This window comes from Gordonia sp. NPDC003950 (assembly GCF_053605205.1).
This window is the reverse complement of sequence record NZ_JBSGIT010000030.1, coordinates 34,182-53,805: the sequence shown is the minus strand read 5'-3', so window position 1 is coordinate 53,805 and position 19,624 is coordinate 34,182. Positions and strand designations below refer to the sequence as shown.

Sequence of the window (19,624 nt, the reverse complement as noted above, 5' to 3'; positions counted from 1 at the left end):
GCACACCACGAACTGGCACCTTCACAACCTTCACGTTCTTCCCGTCACGCCCCGGTGACGAGGGGATCCGACGAGCCGGCCGGCTCGGAGTAGATGATGTCGACGAGCGCGTCGTCGTCGTAGATGAGGCTGGTCAGCGATGCCAGCGAGCACTGCCGACGACGCGGATCGTGCCACAGGCGCTGACCTTCGAGGAAGCGACGCAGCGTGTACACCGGCAGTTGATGGCTGACGCAGATGGCCTCGTGGCCGCGGGCGGTGTCGCGGGCTTTGTTGGCGGCGGCGAGCATGCGATGCGCGAGCTGGATGTAGGGCTCACCCCACGACGGGGTGAACGGATCGCGCAACTTGGGCCAGTGCCGCGGCTTGCGCAACGCGCCGTCGCCGACGGAGACCCTGAGGCCTTCGAAGATGTTGTCGGCCTCGATGAGTTCGTCGTTGGTGAAGATCGGCAGATCGTGTGCTGCGGCGATCGGCGTCGCGGTCTCCTGCGCGCGTTGCAGCGGCGAGGCGAAGACGGCGGTGATGTCGTGGTCGGCGAGGGATTCGGCGACCTTGCGGGCCTGGGCCCGGCCGGCGTCGGACAGGTGGAATCCGGGCAGCCGGCCATAGAGGATGCCGTCCGGATTGTGCACCTCACCGTGGCGCATCATGTGGACGATCGTGTGCATCAGTCGTTCTCCCCGGAGTCGGATTCGGTCGTGCGCGCGGCGCCGGCCTGGGCGGGCACCGCCGCGGCGGCGGCGCGGGCGGCCGTGGGCAGCGCGTCGGCGATTCGAGTGAAAGCATCCCCGTCCAGGGCCGCGGAGACAAACCAGGCCTCGAAGGCGCTCGGCGGCGGGTACACGCCGGCGTCCAGCAGCGCGTGGAAGAACGGGGCGAAACGCCAGGTCTCGGTCGCTTTCACCGCGGCATAGTCGGTGATCGGGCGGTCGGCGGGAGTTCCGAAGAACACACTGAGGAGATTGCCCGCCTTCTGCACGCGATGCTCCACGCCGGCCTCGGTGAGGGCGCCGGCGAGGAGGTCGGCAAGGCGGTCGGCGTTGGCGTCGAGCGTGGCGTAGGTGTCGGCGTCGGCGGTGCGCAGGGTGGCGAGTCCGGCGGCCACGGCGACCGGATTCCCACTCAGGGTGCCCGCCTGATAGACCGGGCCGGTGGGGGCGAGGCGTTCCATGATGTCGGCGCGACCACCGAAGGCTGCGGCGGGCAGCCCACCGCTCATCACCTTGCCGAAGGTGTAGAGGTCGGCGCCGACGCCTTCGAGTCCGAACCAGCCGGCCGGGCTCACCCGGAATCCGGTCATCACCTCGTCGATGATGAGCAGGGCGCCGTGACGTCGCGTGACCTCGCGCAATCCGGCGTTGAAGCCGTCGACCGGGGGCACCGCCCCCATGTTCCCGGCTGCGGCCTCGGTGATGACGGCGGCGATGTCGTCACCGAACTCCTCGAAGGCCTTCGCGACGGCCTTGAGGTCGTTGTACGGCAGCACGATGGTGTCGTGGGCCGAGGCGCCGGTGACGCCGGGGCTGGTGGGCAGCCCGAGGGTGGCGATTCCCGATCCGGCGTCGGCGAGCAGTGCGTCGACGTGACCGTGATAGCAGCCGGAGAACTTGATGATCTTGGGACGGCCGGTGAAACCGCGGGCCAGCCGGATCGCCGACATGGTGGCCTCGGTACCGGAGTTGACCAGCCGGACCCGTTCCACCGGGTCGACGCGATCGATGATCTCCTCGGCGAGCGCGATCTCCGACTCGGTGGGAGCACCGAAGGACAGACCGCCCTCGGCGGCCTTCTGCACAGCCTCGACGACCGCCGGGTGGGCGTGACCCAGGATCATCGGACCCCAGGAGGAGACGAGATCGACGTAGGTGTTGCCGTCCACATCGGTGAGCTCGCAGCCCTTGGCCGAGGCGATGAACCGCGGATCGCCGCCGACCGCGGAGAACGCCCGGACCGGCGAGTTCACCCCACCGGGGATGGCGTGTTGAGCCCGACGGAACAGTTCACTGGACTTCGGCGCGGCCTCGGCGGATCTGCTCACGGGCTCCAGTGTTCCAAATGGCACCGAGTGACCCAAATTCACGCTGGTCAGGGGGTTCGGTGCGGTCGAGGAAGCCGACGCGGCGATATAAACGCGGTGTCAGCGGGTCCTCGCGTCGTATATCGACACGGGTCGCCTCTGACACCGCGTTTATATCGGTGGATCGGGTCGGATATCGGTTGGATCGGTCAGCAACCGGTGAAGTCGGGGTCGTTCCAGTAATCTGCGGGCTCGCCGGGGTCGGGGTGGTCGGTGTCGGGGTGGACGGTGTCGGGGTCGTCGATGCCTTCGGACGAGGCTGTGAGCTCACTGTCGGGCGCGATCGCCGGCGGCTTCGCATGGTCGCGGCGCCGGACGATTGCGTTGATCGTCGTCAGTGCTTTCGGCCATTCGTACACGACACGCTTGTAGGACAGGCGGAGCGGGATGTAGCCCCGCCGGTGAGCTTCCTCATCTCGCACTCGGTCGAGTTCGCGCTGTTGCTCGGAACGGTCGTGGAACTGCTTACTGTCCACTTCGATGAGCAACCTCTCACCGACCAGTAGGTCCACCCAGCCGATTCCGGGGATTTCCGGCTGCACAACCACCCGGATGCCCAGGAGCAACAGCCGTAGTCGGACCATCGTCTCGGTGCCTGACTCCGCACGCCCGTCACAGCGACCGAGCAGGTCCCGTTTGTGTTGTGGTGCCGATGCGAAGATCTCTTCGAGATCAGACATATCCAAGAGCCCGAGGTTGAGTAGGGAATCGCAGACCACGACGATCGTCTCGTCGTCGGCGCACTTGATGACGTGCGCGAGCGACAGTCGGATGTCGTCGACAGAACAGATCTCCGGCGCCGGTGGACCGTAGCGTCTGCAGAATCGTTTCCCGCCGAGGCGTCGGTGAGCCGACTCGCACCCCCGGACGTGCACCTGATCACCCAACGGCGGTACCCACACGCCCTGCAACTCGAGTGCCGACAGACAGGTGAGTACCCCGCCTGCCAGTACTGCCTGCACGACCGCCGACTCGGCATAGTCGGCCGCATACCAGCCCCGTCGCAGCTGCCGGAGATTTCCCGATGCGACCAGCCGGGCCACCTCACGCTGCGAGAAACCGAACGTCCGGAGCTCGGCGAAGGACCACACACCGTGGCACAGCTTGGTGATGGGGAGTTCGGTCATCACAGCAGTGTCGGCCAGAATGTGCCCGGTTCACGGAATCGGCAGCGATCGGCCCACTATCTGTGGATAACCGTGCTCTCGAGGAATCGAGCCGATATGAGCACGGTGCCACAGCCCCTTCGCGTCGATATACGACACGAGCCGCCTCTCACACCGCGTTTATATCCACCGTCCGACCCGTCCGCCCCTCACCTCTCCAACGCCGACATCACCTGATCGGCGATCGCGCGCTGTCCGGTGGCGTTGGGGTGCAGGGTGATCCGCGCGGAGCTTCCCTGCTGGGGTTCGATCCACCGATCGATCCCGGCGCAGGCGTCATGTCCTTCGGAGGCCTGCGCCATGTCGACGAAGGTGGCACCGGTGTCGTCGGCGGCGTGGCGGACGGCGTCATTGAGGGTCGCCTGCAGGTCGCGCAGGTATCCGACGTCACCGGCGGCGACCTGCATCGTCGGGTAGCAGCCGTCGGCGGCGGGAAGAATCCACGGGTAGCCGACGATGACGACCCGCGCGTTCGGTGCCTGCTCACGGATCTGGCGCAGCACGTCGGTGAGGGCCGGGCGGATCTCGTCGTCGATGGGTGCGGTCAACTCGTCGCCGTAGCGGTTGCGGCATGGTGATCCGACGCCGCCGGTCGCGCGGCCGAGGTCGCTGCACTTGCTGACGGCGCCGCCGTAGGTGTTCTCGTCGTTGCCGCCCAGCATCATCGTCACCAGTCGGGTGTCGGGGCCGAGGGCGTCGAGTTGTGGGCCGATGCCGTAGTACTGGTCGGTGGTGAGGTCGGCGGTCGTCGCGCCCGCGCAACTCACATCGTCTATCGCGAGGTCGCGTCGCTGCGCGATCAGGTGGCCGAAGTTGAGCGCGGAGCGCTGACACAGGAAGGGCGATCCGCCGACCACCGGGAGCACGCCGGTGCCCGCGGCGTAGCTGTCGCCGAGGTGGACGTAGGCGGCGCCCGGGTCGGCCGGCGCGGTGCTCGAGGACGCGGCACTCGGGGCCGTCATACCCGATGACGTCGATGGTGTTGCGGTGCTTCCGGTTTCGCGGGCGCAGCCGACGATCCCGAGCAGCGCGACCGCGAGGAGGGTGAGCGAGCGCAGCCACCTCATGCGTCGGCACCCAGCATCATCAGCAGCAGTTCGGCGCGGGTCCGAGCGTCGGTGAGGTCGATGCCGAGCATGTCCTCGATCCGCTCGACCCGGCTGCGCAGAGTATGCCGATGCACACCGATCGTCGTCGCGGCCGCGCCCCAGTTGCCGTTGGCCTCGAGGAACGCCAGCAGGCTCGCCTCCAGCCCGGCGCCCTGTTCGCGATCATGCTCGATGATCGGGCGCAGGCGGTGGCTTCGACTGTCGGCCAGCACATCTCGGATCTCGGGGATGCCGAGCAGTGATCGGGCAGCCGCGAGATCGACGAGCTGGCCGGCGGCGGCGGAGCGCGCGGCGAGCCGTGCGTGGGCCACCGACTCGGCGATCGCGTCCGGGCGCGGGGCTCCGTCGGCGTCGGCGAGGGCGACGGCCGGTCCGATCCCACCCCGCAATGGTCCGTGCGCGACAAGGAGATTCAGCATTCCGACGGCGACGTCCACATGGTCGTCGCCGTCGAGGAGCACCACCACCTCGGCGCAGTCGCAGAAGACGAACACCGGTCGCCATCGGCTCTCGAGTTCGTCGGCGAGGCGGTCGGCACCACGGCGGGCGGACACGTCGTCGGCGAAGGTGTACACGACGGCGCGGACGCGGCCGTCGGGGGTGGCGACACGCTCGAGGATCGACAGCGCGGTGGCGCCGATGACGCCGTCGAGGGCATTGCCGAGGACGTCGGATTGCACGCGGGCGATGTCGCGGCGGACGTCGCGAGGCTTGGCGTATTCGATCGCCAGCAGTGACACGGCATGTCCGACGAGCATCCGTGCGACCTCGTCGAGCGTCGGTCCGACGACCCCGAGAAAGCCGAATGTGGTTGTCGACGAGCCTATCCGGGCGAGGGTGACGGTGGCATCATCGGTCACCACGACCGCGCCGGCCGACGCGGGGTCGCGGGCGGCGAGGGTGCGAACGTGGTCGAGGTCGGCGGGGGCCGCAGCGCCGCCGGGTGCGGCCGCCACCTCGGCGTGGGCGGCGTCGAGCAGGATCACGCGGCTCGCGACGGCGTCGGCGAGTTCGGAGATGACCGCGGCCGGGCCGCGTGCGACCGCCGCGCGGGTCATCCTCGGCTGGGCGCGGGTGGCCGCGACCAGGCGTGCCGAGCGTCCCGCGGCGATGTGGTCGAGCACGGCCCGGGTGATGGCGGAGAACGGGATGTGCCAGGGCACCTCGAACAACGGGAGACCCACGCGGTCGGCGGCGGCGCAGATCTCGGGCGGAATCTCCTCGTAGCCGAGGCCGACGCCGAATCCGATGGCGGCGATGCCTACTTCGGCGAGCGATTCCACGTATTGCTCGCGGAGCGGCGGGTCGTCGGGAAGGCGGAGGCCGGTGGTCAGCAGCACTTCCCCACCGACCATCCAGTCGGCGGCGGTGACCAACTCGGAGCTCACCGCGCAGTCCATCGGCCGGTCGAGGCCGTCGGCGCCACCCCGTAACTCGAGTTCCAGGCGGCGTTGAGCAAGAAGCCAGCGGACCGACGTCGACATCCCCCCACCGTACGCGAACTGGACAAAATGGCGTGCACTTCGCAGATCGTTCGACAAACCGTCAGGCGCATGCGGCGCGGGATTGGGCGAAGACTGGGCATACCGCGTTTGCGCTCCGCATATCCACCACAATCTCCACGAGGTGAGCCCCATGACCAGCACCACGACCGAGATCGCCTACCGCCTTCCGCAGGAGCGGCGGCTGGTGACCGAACTGCCCGGCCCGCGGTCGCGGGAGCTGGGCGCGCGGCGCGCGACGAGCGTCGCCGCCGGCGTGAGTTCGATCCTGCCGACCTATGCCGTCGACGGCGATGGCGGCGTTCTCGTCGACGTCGACGGCAACTCGCTGATCGACCTGGGGTCGGGCATCGCGGTGACCTCGGTCGGGTCGGCCAATCCGGCGGTGGCGGCGGCGGTCGCCGATCAGGCGGGGCACCTCATCCACACCTGCTTCATGGTCGCGCCGTACGAGGGGTACGTGGAGATCGCGGAGAAGCTCAACGCGCTGACGCCCGGTGACCACGACAAGCGCACCGCGCTGTTCAACTCGGGGGCCGAGGCGGTGGAGAACGCGGTGAAGATCGCGCGTCTGGCCACCGGCCGGAACGCGGTGGTCGCCTTCGATCACGCCTACCACGGGCGGACGAATCTGACGATGGCGTTGACCGCCAAGAACATGCCGTACAAACAGGGTTTCGGGCCGTTCACCCCCGAGGTGTATCGGATGCCGATGAGTTATCCGCTGCGCGATCAGTTCGGCGACGACGGTGTAGCCGCGGCCGAGCACGTGATCTCGCTGATGTCGACGCAGATCGGTGCAGGCCAACTGGCCGCGGTGATCATCGAACCCATTCAGGGTGAGGGTGGATTCATCGTTCCCGCACCGGGTTTCCTGCCGACGCTGGTGGCGTGGTGCCGAGAGAACGGTGTGGTCTTCATCGCCGACGAGGTACAGGCCGGGTTCGCCCGCACCGGATCGTGGTTCGCGTGCGACGACGAGGCCATCGTCCCCGATCTGATGACGATGGCCAAGGGTATCGCCGGCGGCATGCCTCTCGCCGCAGTCACCGGCCGCGCCGAACTGATGGATGCGGTGCACCCCAGCGGCCTCGGTGGTACCTACGGCGGGAACCCGGTGGCGTGTGCGGCGGGCATCGCCGCGATCGATCAGATGCAGGCCCTCGATCTCGCCGGGCGGGCCCGCCGGATCGAGGAGATCGTCCGCGAGACACTGTCGTCGCTGGCCGATGAGCTTGCCGCGCAGGGCAAGCCGGTGATCGGTGAGGTCCGTGGACGTGGTGCGATGATCGCGATCGAGCTGGTGACACCGGATGCGCCGCGAGCGTCGAACCACAATCCTGCGCTGACCAAGGCGGTGGCCGCCGCATGCCACGCCGCCGGCGTCGTGATCCTCACCTGCGGAACGTTCGGCAACGTGATCCGGCTGCTCCCGCCGCTGGTGATCGGCGAGGACCTGCTCCGTGAGGGATTGTCCGTACTGTGTGAGGCCATCAAGAACAACGCCTGAGGAGGCCGAGTCGATGTACCCGCTTGATCCGCTGTCATCCGACGAATTCCGCAGTGTCACCGCCCTGTTGGCGGCCGAACAGGGGGTCGGCGACGGATGGCGTTATGCCTCCATCGAATTGGCCGAACCGTCCAAGGCCGAGCTCGCCGCCTTCGACGCCGACGGCACGGTGCCGCCGCGGCGCGCGGTGGTGGTGTGCTTCAACACCGGGGAGAACCTCACCTACAAGTCATTTGTCTCACTGTCGGATTCGGCGGTGGAGTCGTTCGATGCCATCCCCGGCGTCCAGGCGAATTTCACCGTCGACGAGTTCGAGGAATGCGACCGCGTGCTGCGCGCACATCCCGATGTCCAGGCGGCACTGGCCGCTCGTGGCATCACCGATCTGGATCGGGTGTTCATGGACACCTGGACCTACGGCGGGGCACTGATCCCCGAGGAGTACCGAGGCCGGCGGCTCGGCTGGTCGGACACCTGGGTCAAGGATGCCGAGGGCACCAACCCGTATGCGAATCCCGTTCCGGGACTTCACTGCGTGATCGACGTGAACACGATGGAGCTGCTGCGCATCGAGGACACCGGCGGATTCGAGACGCCGGAGGTGATGGGTGAGTATGTGCCGCGGCACATTCCGCAGCGCATCCGCGACACATTCGCGCGGCCGGAGCTGAAGCCCTTGGAGATCACCCAGCCCGACGGACCGTCGTTCGAGTTGGACGGCAACAAACTCACCTGGCAGAACTGGTCCCTGCGAGTGGGTTTCAACTATCGCGAGGGCATGACCCTGCATCAGGTGAGTTACCGCGACGGTGGCCGAGATCGGTCGGTGGCGCATCGACTGAGTTTCGCGGAGATGGTGGTCCCCTACCGGGATCACTGCGAAGACCATTACCGCCGTACCGCTTTCGACATCGGCGAATGGGGCCTCGGCTTCATGACGACGTCGCTGGAGTTGGGCTGCGACTGCCTTGGCGAGATCCGCTACCTCGATGCGGTGCTGCACAACAGCGCCGGTGAGCCGTACACCATCACCAACGCCATCTGCATTCACGAAGAGGACAACGCGGTCCTGTGGAAGCATGTCGACCACGACGCCGGCGCCGAGGTCCGTCGCATGCGTCGCCTGACGGTGAGTTTTCATGTCACCGTGGCCAATTACGAGTATCTGGTGTACTGGCGGTTCTATCAGGACGGCAACATCGAGTGTGAGGTACGGGCCACCGGGATCATGGTGACCACTCCGATGCCGCCGGGGGTGCTCTCCAATCCGCACGGCACGACCATCGACAACCGCACGTATGCGCCGTTCCACCAGCACTTCCTGGTGGCACGCATGGATCTCGACATCGACGGCACCGACAACACGGTGTTCGCATCCGAGACCGTCGCCGAACCGATGGGACCCGGGAATCCGCTGGGATTATCTCTGGTGCAAACGAATACGGCACTGCGCACCGAACAGGACGGGATGCAGGACCCGGATTTCGCCACCCAGAAGAGCTGGAAGGTGGTCAACACCAACGTCACCACCGGCCTCGGCGCGCATCCGGCGTACAAGCTGACACCGACCGGCGCGTTCCCCGCGATGTTCGATCCGGCGTCACCGATCTTCCAGCGCGCCACCGTGATCGGACACACCCTGTGGGTGACACCGAACAGCGCCGACGAGCGTTGGCCGGCCGGGGAATTCGTCAACCAGTCCGACCGGGACACCGGGATGGCGGAGTGGACCAAGAACAATCGTCCGATCGAGAACACCGATGTGGTGCTGTGGTATGTCTTCGGCATCCATCACATCACCCGGCCGGAGGACTGGCCGGTGATGCCCGTCGACGTGGTGTCGTTCTGGCTCAAGCCGTTCGGGTTCTTCGACCGCAATCCCTCACTCGACGTCGCACCGAGTCGGTCGTCGCACTGCCATTCTGAAGGGACACACCATGACCACCACTGATGTGATCGACACCCAGGCCATTCTCGACGGCGTACCCACCGGTTTGTGGATCGGTGGCGAGGAGGTGCCCGCATCCGACGGCGGCACCTTCACCGTCTACGACCCCGCCACCGAGGAACCGTTGACGCAGGTCGCCGACGCGACGGTGGCCGACGCGGCCCGCGCCCTCGACAAGGCCGCCGCGGTGGCGGCCGACTGGGCGGCGACCCCGGCCCGTGAGCGCAGCGAGATCCTGCGTCGCGCTTTCGAATTGGTGGCCTCGCGAGCCGATGACCTCGCGATGCTGATGACCCTCGAACTCGGCCGCGCCCTCCCGGACAGCGTCTCCGAGGCCAAGTACGGCAACGAGTTTCTCCGCTGGTTCGCCGAGGAGGCGGTCCGCATCGACGGGCGGTTCACCCACTCGCCGGCCGGCACCGGCCGGATCCTGGTGACGCACGGGCCGGTTGGACCGTGCCTGGCGATCACGCCGTGGAATTTTCCGCTCGCCATGGGTACCCGCAAGATCGGTCCGGCACTCGCGGCCGGGAATGTGATGGTGGTGAAGCCCGCGCACGAGACGCCGTTGACGATGTTGGTCCTCGCCGAGATCTTCGCCGAGGCCGGCCTGCCGGCGGGGGTGTTGTCGGTGCTGCCGACGATGAATGCACGGGAGGTGTCCTCGGCGATCATCACCGACGACCGGATCCGCAAGATCAGCTTCACCGGATCGACCCCGGTGGGCCGAAACCTGTTGGGGCAGGCCGCCGAACGGGTGCAGCGCACCTCCATGGAACTCGGCGGCAACGCGCCGTTCCTGGTTTTCGACGACGCCGAGATCGACAAGGCGGTCGAGGGTGCGTTCATGGCGAAGATGCGCAACGGCGGTGAGGCATGCACGGCCGCGAACCGGTTCCTGGTGCAGTCCGGGGTGGTCGAGGAGTTCACCGAGAAGCTGACCGAGAAGATGTCGGCGGTGCGGATGGGGCCCGGTTACCACGACGGGGTGACCCTGGGCCCGCTGGTCAGCGCCGCGCAGCGGGACAAGGTCGCCGAGGCGGTCGAGACCGCGGTCGCCCACGGTGGCCGGGTTCGGTTGGGCGGCAAGGCCCCCGACGGCAAGGGGTACTTCTACCCGGCGACCGTCATCGATCAGGTGGATGCCTACGCCCCGGTCACCCGCGGCGAGATCTTCGGCCCGGTGGCCGTCATCAGCTCCTTCGACTCCGAGGACGAGGCCATCCGTGCGGCCAACTCGACCGAGTACGGTTTGGCGGCCTACTTCTTCAGCCGCGACCTGGACCGCTGCATGCGGGTGGCGTCGGCGTTGGACTCCGGGATGGTGGGCGTCAATCGCGGCGTGATGTCGGATGTGGCAGCACCGTTCGGCGGTGTCAAGCAGTCGGGCATCGGACGTGAGGGTGCCGCCGAAGGCATCGACGAGTACCTGACGGTCAAGTACGTGGCCCTCACCCCCTAGGCGGCCGGCGAGTGGGCGCCCATTCCCATTGAGTGGGCGCCCTTTCTCGTCGAGTGGGTATCAGCTGTAGTAGCCGCCGCGCTGATGTATCGCCTCGGCGATCTCGGCGATGAGACCCATGGGGTCGCTGGTCATCCGCTTGTTGTTGGCGCGGATCACCTTCCACTGCAGCCGGTTTGATTCGGCATCTCGCGCCGTGTCCCTCGCCTGTTGCTCCGGCGACGAATGATAGTCCTCGCCGTCGTACTCGATTGCGATTTTCAGGTCGGGATACGCCCAGTCATGGCGAGCGACCAGGATTCCGTACTCGTTGAACACCTCGAACTGGGCCACCGGCGTCGGCAATCCGCAGTCGTGCATGAACAGCCCCGTCGAACTCTCGCGGGGCGATTCACGGAGGGGATTGACGAGTGGGACCAACCCCCTCACCTGTCGCACATGACGAGTTCGCTTCTGGGATTTGGCGTACTCCGCGAGCTCGTCCAGGTCGAACCCGGTGGCGGCGGCGAGCGTATCCAGGTGTCCGATCGCCCGCATTCGCGGCTGGATCCGTCCCACGTCGAAGGCGGTGCGGATCGGTGAGGTGACCGCGATTCCGTCGATCGTGACGATGTGTTCTGCCGGTAGGTCCAGTCGCCACGTGGTCGTCCCGAGAGCAGGGCGACCGGACGCGGTGATGCCGCGGATGAGAACGACCTCGAAGCCGGCGTCGAACCACTTCGCGCCGTGCATCACCATTGCCGCCTGCCCGGCAACGACCGGATTGCCCTGCGCCTGGGATGCGATCGCGACAATGCGTTCGCGAGCGGTCATCAGCTCCGCTCGACTGATGTGCGCGCCGCCACGCACGCGACGGAACTCGGCGGCGAAACGTTCCGCGGACATCCCGACGACGGACATGGCGTCCTGACGAGTGATCAGCGATGGCGGGGAGGTGGAATCTTCGATTGTCATGCCGAGTTGGACGCAGCGCGCGGCCATTCGGTTCCACCATTGGGTCAGATTCCGCCGAGCCAGGTACGTCAGCAGTTGTACGGCGAGCCCACTCGACGAAATACAGCGCCCACTCGACGAAATACGACGCACACTCGACGAAATACAGCGCCCACTCGACGAAATACGACGCACACTCGACGAAATACAGCGCCCACTCGACGAGAAACGGCGCCCACTCGACGAAAAGCGAGGGGCGCCGTTGGGCGTTGGAGCGCGTCAGGGTACGCGCGTAACGTCAGCGCAGCAGCGCGCGGCTCATGACGACGCGCTGAATCTGGTTGGTGCCCTCGTAGATCTGGGTGATCTTGGCATCACGCATCATGCGCTCGACCGGGAAGTCGCGGGTGTATCCGGCGCCGCCGAAGAGCTGCACGGCATCGGTGGTGACCTCCATGGCGACGTCGGAGGCGAAGCACTTCGACGCCGACGAGATGAAGCCGAGGTTCTTCTCGCCGCGCTCGGCGCGGGCGGCGGAGGTGTAAACCATCAGGCGGGCGGCCTCGACCTTCATCGCCATGTCGGCGATCATGAATTCGACACCCTGGAAGCTCGAGATCGGCTTGCCGAACTGCTTGCGCTCCTTGACATATGCGATGGCCTTGTCGAGCGCGCCCTGCGCGATGCCGACGGCCTGCGCGCCGATGGTCGGCCGGGTGTGGTCGAGGGTCTGCAGGGCGGTCTTGAAGCCGGTGCCCTCATCGCCGATGATGCGGTCCTCGGGGATCGTGCAGTCCTCGAAGTAGAGTTCGGCGGTGGGGCTGCCCTTGATGCCGAGCTTCTTCTCCAGCGGGCCGACGGTGAAGCCGGGATCGTCCTTGTGCACCATGAATGCGGAGATGCCGTTGGCCTTCTTCTCCGGATCGGTCACGGCCATGACGGTGTACCAGGATGACTTGCCGCCGTTGGTGATCCAGCACTTGGACCCGTTGAGTACCCAGTTGCTGCCGTCCTTGCGGGCGCGGGTCTTCATGCCTGCGGCGTCGGAGCCGGCCTCACGTTCGGACAGTGCATAGGAGGCCATCGCCTCGCCGGAGGCGATGGACGGCAGAACCTGCTTCTTGAGCTCGTCGGAGCCGTTGAGGATCAGGCCCATGGTGCCGAGCTTGTTGACGGCGGGGATCAGCGACGACGACGCACACACGCGGGCGACCTCTTCGATCACGATGCACGCGGCCACCGAGTCGGCGCCCTGACCGTCGTACTCCTCGGGAACGTGGATGGCGTTGAATCCGGAGGCGACGAGCGCGTCGAGGGCCTCCTGCGGGAACCGCGCCTCTTCGTCGACGACGGCGGCGTAGGGCTCGATCTCCTTTTCCGAAAGAGCGCGAATCGCCTCACGCAGGGCGATGTGCTCCTCGGGGAGCTCGAAAACGTTGAACTCGGGATTACCAAAACCCATGTCGATCCTCCGGCCATGTCGGGCACTGCGTGCCAGTGATGTCGCTTCGGTACAGTTCACCATGGCACGCAGTGCCATGTCAATGAACGGTCCCTCCTATTGTCCCTGCTTGCCGCCAACGGCACGCAGTTGTCGACGAACCTGCTCGGCGACGACGTCCGGGTCGGCGCCGGCGGGATAGGTCACCACCGCGATCGCACCGGCGGCGGATCCAGCCGCATCGCGCGCCCGGTGATCGGCACCGAGTGCCGTGCGCACCTCGGCCAGTTCGGCACGCAACCGCTGCAGGGTCGCATCCGTGTCCCCGCGGATCATCGACCGCAGCAGAAAGTTGTGCACCGCGGTGACCGCGGAGGCGAACGCGACGATGTGAACCGCCGACGCGCCGGGGACCACGCGCCGCAGGTACTCCTCGAAAACGCGCTGGTAGCGGTAGGTGGTGACGAGCTCGCGGTCCCGCAGTGCCGGGACCCGTGAGACCACGTGTAACCGGCGGACCGCGAGGTCGCGCGTCGCGAGGAAGTGGGTGAAAACGATCTCGGCAGCCGCGCACACCACGGTCCACGGGTCGCCGGCATCGAGTGCCTCATCCGGAGCGAACTCGTCGGCCGACAACCGCTCGGTCACCTGCGCCAGCAACGCCTCGTGGTCGGCGAAGATCATGTCCTCTTTGGAGCGGAACTGCCGGAACAGGGTGCGGCGCGACACCCCGGCGGCCGCGGCGATCTGGTCGACGGTGGTCGACTCGTAACCGTTCTCGCTGAACAGCCGGATCGACTCGGCGACCACCAGGGTCCGCAGATCGTCCGGCTCGCCGATCGTGTCACTCGGTGCCATGGCATCACAGTGTGGCTCACCGAACGCCGCAGCGGTAGGGCGGCCGAATGAATCACGGCGTCGCGCGGTGCCTCCGCGCCCCGGAGATGATCAGATCGAGGGCGACACATCCCCATCGTCAGCAGGAGTCGGCACCGTGAGCGGTCCTGAAGTCACCGGCGCTACCCACGCACAGGGTCACCGACCGCACACCTCATTGAGCGATCGCCCTTCGCTGACCACCGCGCCTCCGACGATGATCCGTACCACCTCGACCGCCGCGGCCGATCTGGCATCGCGGGCCGCACGCGCGGTGGCCTTCGGCAATCCCGTACGCGCGGCGACACAGTTCGGCGTTCCGGTCGCCATCGGTGTCGCCACGGTGGCGAGTGGCGTACTGGTCGGCGAGACGACGAACTCCCTGCCGGCGGCCTTCCCGATCATCGTCATCGGAATCACGCTCATCTACCTCGGCGTCGCCAATGTGGCGCTTCCCTACCTGCAGACGCGCAACACCTGGAAGCGCTTCGCGCCCAGGACAACTCCCCTGATGGCCGAATTCGGTCCGGCGCACATCATGTTCATGGCGGGCGGGATCACCACCACCGTGGATCTGACCAGCGTTGCCACCGCATGCATTCGGCGCGACATGCTGTTCATCCGAACGACACAAGCGGTCTCCATGCTCATTCCACTGGACATGGTGCCCACCTCGGTATCACAGAAGTTGCTGTCGCGCAGCTGATGTCGCTATTGGGCGGCATCCTTGCGCAGCTCGAACTTGAGCACCTTGCCGGTGGAGGTGCGTGGCAGGTCGTCGGCGATGACGATGTCGCGGGGCACCTTGTAGCCGGCGAGCAGGGTCTTGGCATAGGCGATGAGGTCGTCGGTCGCCAGCGTCGCACCCGGTTTCAGCAGCACGTAGGCGCGGGGCCGTTCCCCCCACTTCTCGTCGGGCACACCGATGACCGCGACGTCGAGCACCGCGTCGTGACTGACGAGGACCTGCTCCACCTCGATGGTGGAGATGTTCTCACCACCGGAGATGATGATGTCCTTGGCCCGGTCGCGCAGCTGGATATAGCCGTCGGGGTGCATCATGCCGAGATCGCCGGTGTGAAACCAGCCGCCCGCGAACGCTTCTCGGGTGGCGTCGGGATCCTTGAAGTATCCGGCCATCACGTTGTTGCCGCGGAGCACGATCTCGCCCATCGTCTCGCCGTCGGCGGGCACGTCGGTCAGCGGCAGGGTGCCCTGCGCCACCACGCGCGCATCCTCGGCCTGCACCATGCCGACTCCCTGCCGCGACAACTTGGTGGCACGCTCGGCCGGTGCGAGATCGTCCCAGGCGTCCTGGTACTCGCAAATCGTGTACGGCCCATACACTTCGGTGAGTCCGTAGACGTGCACGACGGTAATGCCGAGCGCCTCGAGTTGACCGATGACCGTCGGACTCGGCGGCGCTCCGGCGGTGGTGATGTGCAGCGGCCGGTCCAGTCGATGGGCGCGAGGCGATCCGGCGATCGTGGTGCATACCGTTGGCGCGCCGCACATGTGGGTGACGCCCAGATCGTCGATCGCATCCCACACCGCGTCGGCCCGCACCGCACGCAGGCAGACGTGGGTGGCCGATGCCTGGGTGACCGCCCACGGTGTGCACCAGCCGTTGCAGTGGAACATCGGCAACGTCCAGAGGTAGCGGCTGTGGCCGGTGAACTCGTTGTGGAAGGTCTCACCGAAGGAGTTCAGATACGCCCCGCGGTGGGTGTACATGACGCCCTTGGGTTTTCCGGTGGTACCGGAGGTGTAGTTGATGGTGATGACGGTGTTCTCGTCGTCGACGGTCCACGGGATCGGCGTCGGATCGAGATCGTCGGCGCGCGTGAGGAAGTCGGGGTAGGACTCGAGTCCCGGGATTCCGGATGCCGCGACATCACCAGGGACGGTGCCGAATTCGGCGTCGACGATCTCGACGGTGGTGGTCAGCTCCGGCACCTGGTCGACGATCAGCGACACCGTGTGCCGGAACTCCGCGTCGAAGAACAGGGTCGTGACGCCGGCGTGGTTGAGGATGTAGACCAGCTCGGGTCCGGCCAGCCGGGAGTTCAGGGCGACGAGCACCCCACCGGCCAGCGGCACCGCGTAATGCGCGACCAGCATCTCGGGGACGTTCGGGGTGAGGTAGGCGATCCGCTCCCCCGGCCCGATCCGGTCGGCCAGGATACGGGCCAGTCGCTGCACCTCGTCGGCGAACTCGGCGTAGGTGGCGCTGCGCTGTCCGTAGATGACGGCGGTGCGGTCGGGGAACACCTGGGCCGACCGTTCCAGGAACCGCAGAGGTGTCATCTCGGAACGGTTGGCGGTGCCACTGTCGATGCGGCCGAACTCGGCGTCGAGGTCGGTGGTGGGTGGGGCGGTCACATCCGGCACGGACATCGGTTTCTCCTGGTCGGGTCGCGGTGCGGCGGGCCGGTGATGCCCGCGACGTTTTGTCGCCTTCCACGGTATGGATCACACTGGAGGTTGCACCACCCCCGGAAGTGGGTGGTTTTGCCCGCAGGAGGTGACCACATGGCCGCAGCGATCAGATCCGGGACGATCGACACCCGCCGACCCGACGACACCGACGCCGTGCGCGCGTCACTGCGTGCCGCGGGCCGCGCCACCGTCCTGCCGGTGCTGTTCGGCGGCGTCGTCGATGACCGCGGGGCGGTGCTGTCCGGGTTCGTCGGTACGCGCAGCGTCATCCTGCGGGATCTGCTGATCTCGGCCGACTGCGGCCTGGGTGGGCGGACCATCGCCGAACGACGCGCCGGCGCGGTATCGGACTACTTCACCTCCACCGAGATCACCCACGATTACGACCGTGAGGTGTCCGGGGAGGGCATCGAGTCGTTGATCGCGGCACCGGCGGTGGTCGACGGCAGGACGCGGGCGGTGCTCTACGGCGGCCTGCGCAGTCCCGAACGGATCGGCGATCGGGTAATCGCCAGGATGGTCGGCACCGCGCGGCAACTCGCTCACGAGATCGAGGTACGTGACGAGGTGGATCGCCGTGTGGCGCAGCTGAATCGGGTCGAACCGACCGAGCCGCAGGTCCCCGCCACGGTCGCCGACGCCATCGTGGAGAGCTATGTCGCGTTGCGGGAGATCGCCGCGACCACGACCGACGAGGCGCTGGCCCGCCGGTTGCGCGACGTCGAGGAGCGGTTGCGGGGCCTGGGTTCGCGGCCGACGTGTGCGGTGACGCTCTCGCCACGCGAACGCGATGTGCTCGCCCATCTCGCGTTGGGATGCGCCAACGCCGAGATCGCCGAGCGGCTGTCGTTGCGGCCGGAGACCATCAAGAGTTACGTCCGCAATCTGATGGGCAAGCTCGAGGTGCACAATCGGCGCGAAGCGGTCGTGACGGCGCGTCGGATGGGGTTGCTGCCGTAGCGTCGCGCCGGTGTTGGCCCGTGTCCGCGCCGCAGCGCAACGCCACGATCCATCGAAAGCGGCAAGCCACGGAGTCCGGATACGTACCGTGGAGGAATGTCCACACCCACGCAATCGCCCGCCAATCCCGACGACACCACCAGCACCACCACGACGGTCGCCGCGGGGGACGTGCCGTCACCGCACGACGACGACGCCATCAACGACGCCACCCGCGATCTGCTGGTCGAGGGTTTGCGCCGCACACTCGACGGCCGCTGGGCTGCGACCCGGGACATGGTGCGCGAGTTGTCCGACCGCTCCGATCTGCTACCCGATCCGTCGTTGACGCTCGACGAGGCACGTGAGCGGATTCTCGGTGAGATGCGGGAACTGGCGTCGCACGGCTTCGCCGGCGCGGGCTTCGCCGCCGACCACGGCGGCACCGGCGACATCGGTGCGTCGATCACCGCGATCGAGATGCTCGGCTACGCCGACCTGTCGTTGATGGTGAAATCCGGTGTGCAGTGGGGACTTTTCGGTGGTGCCGTCGAAAACCTCGGTACCGCAAGGCATCACGACCGCTACGTCGCCGACATCATCTCGCTGGATCTGCTGGGCTGCTTCGCGATGACCGAGACCGGTCACGGCTCCAATGTGCAGGCCCTGGAGACCAGCGCGACCTATGACCCGCAGACGCGGGAATTCGTGGTGACTTCGCCCACGCCGTCGTCGCGCAAGGATTACATCGGCGGCGCCGCCCAGCATGCGACGGTGGCGGCGGTATTCGCGCAGCTGATCACCGCCGGACCCGGGGAAGAGCCGGAAAGCCACGGGGTGCACTGCTTTGTGGTGCCCATTCGCGACGCCGACGGCAACGATCTGCCCGGCGTCACCACCAGCGACTGCGGATACAAGGGTGGCCTCGCGGGCGTCGACAACGGGCGCATCACCTTCGACGACGTGCGCATCCCGGCGGAGAACCTGCTCAACCGCTACGCCGACGTGGACGCCGACGGCACCTACCGCTCCCCCATCGAGAACTCCAACCGGCGCTTCTTCACCATGCTCGGCACCCTGATCCGCGGCCGGGTGTCGGTGGCCGCGACGGCGGGTGCCGCGGGCCGTAAGGCACTGGCGCTGGCGACCCGTTATGGCTTGGTACGCAAGCAGTTCGAGGCCCCCGACAGCGACTCGGAGATCACCGTCCTGGACTACCTGGGGCATCAGCGGAAGTTGTTGCCGCTCATCGCGAAGTCGTATGCGATCGCGTGCACGCAGAACGAGCTGACCGCCGAACTGCATGAGGTACAGTCGGCCGCGCCGGATGATTCCGACGCCGGGCGGCAACGTGAACTCGAGGGCGCCGCAGCCGGTTTGAAGGCGTACGCCACCTGGCACGCCTCCCACGCCATCAACGTCAGTCGCGAAGCATGCGGCGGTGCAGGCTATCTCGACGAGAATCAGATCGCGATCATCCGTGGCGACATCGACGTGTTCACCACCTTCGAGGGCGACAACACCGTCCTGACCCAGTTGGTGGCCAAGGAGTTGCTGTCGGCGTATGCCGATGACGTGCAAGGCCTTTCGGCGGGCGGATGGGTGCGGTTCATCGCCGGCATGGCGCGCGACGTCGTCGTCGAGAAGACCGCGGCCCGGCAGGTGGTGCAGACGCTGCTGGAGAGCTCCGACGAGGATCCGGAGAAGTCGAATCTGACCAACCGCGGCACCCAGATCCGCCTGTTCCGCAATCGTGAGGATCATCTGGTGCGGACCTGCGCGCAGCGTCTGCGGCGCGCGTTGGGTGACGACAACGACGCCTTCGAGGTGTTCAACAATGCACAGGATCATCTGCTGAAAGTGGGTCGGGCACATACCGAACGGGTGGTACTGGAGTCGTTCATCGAGGCCATCAACGACTGCGACTCCAAGTCGACCGCGGAACTCCTGGGCAAGGTCTGCGACCTGTTCGTCTACTCGGCGCTCGAGGAGGATCTGTCGTGGTTCCTGATGCACCGACACGTGTCGGTGGAGCGGGCCAAGGCGATCCGGCGCGGCGTCAACGAACTGTGCCTCGAACTGCGGCCGTATGCCGGGGTCCTGGTGGACGCCTTCGGGATCCCGGAGCAGTTGATGGTGGCGCCGATGATCGAGAACGGGTGACCTGTCACCTCGACGAAGCTCCACCGCTCACACGCCCGGGACCACCCGCCCAGGTG

Annotated in this window: 15 protein-coding genes; 6 read left to right on the top strand and 9 right to left on the bottom strand. The window is 67.0% G+C overall.

Annotated features, from left to right (window positions below; all coding sequences use genetic code 11):
* Positions 1-44: 44 nt before the first annotated feature.
* The 5 genes from ACWETB_RS21420 to ACWETB_RS21400 all read right to left on the bottom strand — a co-directional run bounded on the left by ACWETB_RS21420 (position 45) and on the right by ACWETB_RS21400 (position 5,839).
* Positions 45-671, bottom strand: a complete 627-nt coding sequence (locus ACWETB_RS21420; RefSeq protein ID WP_348807699.1) for a histidine phosphatase family protein — start codon at positions 669-671, stop codon at positions 45-47.
* On the bottom strand, positions 671-2,041 hold the full coding sequence (gene hemL / locus ACWETB_RS21415) for a glutamate-1-semialdehyde 2,1-aminomutase (RefSeq protein ID WP_452213494.1): 1,371 nt from the start codon (positions 2,039-2,041) through the stop codon (positions 671-673). The genes ACWETB_RS21420 and hemL overlap by 1 nt, the downstream gene beginning before the upstream one ends.
* Positions 2,042-2,229: 188 nt before the next feature.
* Positions 2,230-3,207, bottom strand: a complete 978-nt coding sequence (locus ACWETB_RS21410; RefSeq protein ID WP_452213492.1) for a hypothetical protein — start codon at positions 3,205-3,207, stop codon at positions 2,230-2,232.
* A 188-nt stretch (positions 3,208-3,395) separates the two neighbouring features.
* The gene (locus tag ACWETB_RS21405; protein ID WP_452213490.1) at positions 3,396-4,313 is read right to left on the bottom strand and encodes an SGNH/GDSL hydrolase family protein; all 918 of its coding nucleotides are present in this window, start codon (positions 4,311-4,313) and stop codon (positions 3,396-3,398) included.
* Positions 4,310-5,839 carry a PucR family transcriptional regulator gene (locus ACWETB_RS21400; RefSeq protein WP_452213488.1) on the bottom strand — a complete coding sequence of 510 codons (1,530 nt, stop codon included), beginning with the start codon at positions 5,837-5,839 and terminating at the stop codon, positions 4,310-4,312. The genes ACWETB_RS21405 and ACWETB_RS21400 overlap by 4 nt, the downstream gene beginning before the upstream one ends.
* 151 nt (positions 5,840-5,990) lie before the next feature.
* Between ACWETB_RS21400 and gabT the strand changes: the two genes are divergently transcribed.
* Genes gabT through ACWETB_RS21385 form a run of 3 tightly spaced genes read left to right on the top strand, consistent with a single transcriptional unit; the run spans position 5,991 to position 10,777 of the window.
* A complete protein-coding gene (gabT, locus tag ACWETB_RS21395) occupies positions 5,991-7,367 on the top strand; it encodes a 4-aminobutyrate--2-oxoglutarate transaminase (RefSeq protein WP_452213485.1) in 1,377 nt (458 codons plus the stop codon).
* A 13-nt stretch (positions 7,368-7,380) separates the two neighbouring features.
* Entirely contained in the window at positions 7,381-9,318 is a 1,938-nt protein-coding gene (locus ACWETB_RS21390) for a primary-amine oxidase (protein WP_452213483.1), read from the top strand.
* Entirely contained in the window at positions 9,305-10,777 is a 1,473-nt protein-coding gene (locus tag ACWETB_RS21385) for an NAD-dependent succinate-semialdehyde dehydrogenase (RefSeq protein ID WP_452213481.1), read from the top strand. The genes ACWETB_RS21390 and ACWETB_RS21385 overlap by 14 nt, the downstream gene beginning before the upstream one ends.
* A 60-nt stretch (positions 10,778-10,837) precedes the next feature.
* On the opposite strand, the gene ACWETB_RS21380 is transcribed toward ACWETB_RS21385, so the two are convergent.
* The 3 genes from ACWETB_RS21380 to ACWETB_RS21370 form a co-directional block, all read right to left on the bottom strand.
* Positions 10,838-11,731, bottom strand: a complete 894-nt coding sequence (locus ACWETB_RS21380; RefSeq protein WP_452213479.1) for an endonuclease domain-containing protein — start codon at positions 11,729-11,731, stop codon at positions 10,838-10,840.
* Between the two features lie 277 nt (positions 11,732-12,008).
* On the bottom strand, positions 12,009-13,172 hold the full coding sequence (locus ACWETB_RS21375; protein WP_348805108.1) for an acyl-CoA dehydrogenase: 1,164 nt from the start codon (positions 13,170-13,172) through the stop codon (positions 12,009-12,011).
* A 96-nt stretch (positions 13,173-13,268) separates the two neighbouring features.
* A complete protein-coding gene (locus ACWETB_RS21370; protein ID WP_452213477.1) occupies positions 13,269-14,009 on the bottom strand; it encodes a TetR/AcrR family transcriptional regulator in 741 nt (246 codons plus the stop codon).
* A gap of 136 nt (positions 14,010-14,145) precedes the next feature.
* Between ACWETB_RS21370 and ACWETB_RS21365 the strand changes: the two genes are divergently transcribed.
* Positions 14,146-14,733, top strand: coding sequence for a hypothetical protein (locus ACWETB_RS21365; protein ID WP_449741569.1), 588 nt, complete (start codon positions 14,146-14,148; stop codon positions 14,731-14,733).
* A 5-nt stretch (positions 14,734-14,738) separates the two neighbouring features.
* Here ACWETB_RS21365 and ACWETB_RS21360 read toward each other — a convergent pair whose 3' ends face one another.
* Entirely contained in the window at positions 14,739-16,424 is a 1,686-nt protein-coding gene (locus ACWETB_RS21360; RefSeq protein WP_452213474.1) for an AMP-binding protein, read from the bottom strand.
* A gap of 135 nt (positions 16,425-16,559) precedes the next feature.
* Here ACWETB_RS21360 and ACWETB_RS21355 point away from each other — a divergent pair, with 135 nt between their 5' ends.
* Both ACWETB_RS21355 and ACWETB_RS21350 read left to right on the top strand, forming a co-directional pair.
* A complete protein-coding gene (locus ACWETB_RS21355; RefSeq protein WP_449741571.1) occupies positions 16,560-17,426 on the top strand; it encodes a response regulator transcription factor in 867 nt (288 codons plus the stop codon).
* 96 nt (positions 17,427-17,522) lie between these two features.
* On the top strand, positions 17,523-19,568 hold the full coding sequence (locus ACWETB_RS21350; protein WP_452213472.1) for an acyl-CoA dehydrogenase family protein: 2,046 nt from the start codon (positions 17,523-17,525) through the stop codon (positions 19,566-19,568).
* The last annotated feature ends 56 nt before the right edge of the window (positions 19,569-19,624 follow it).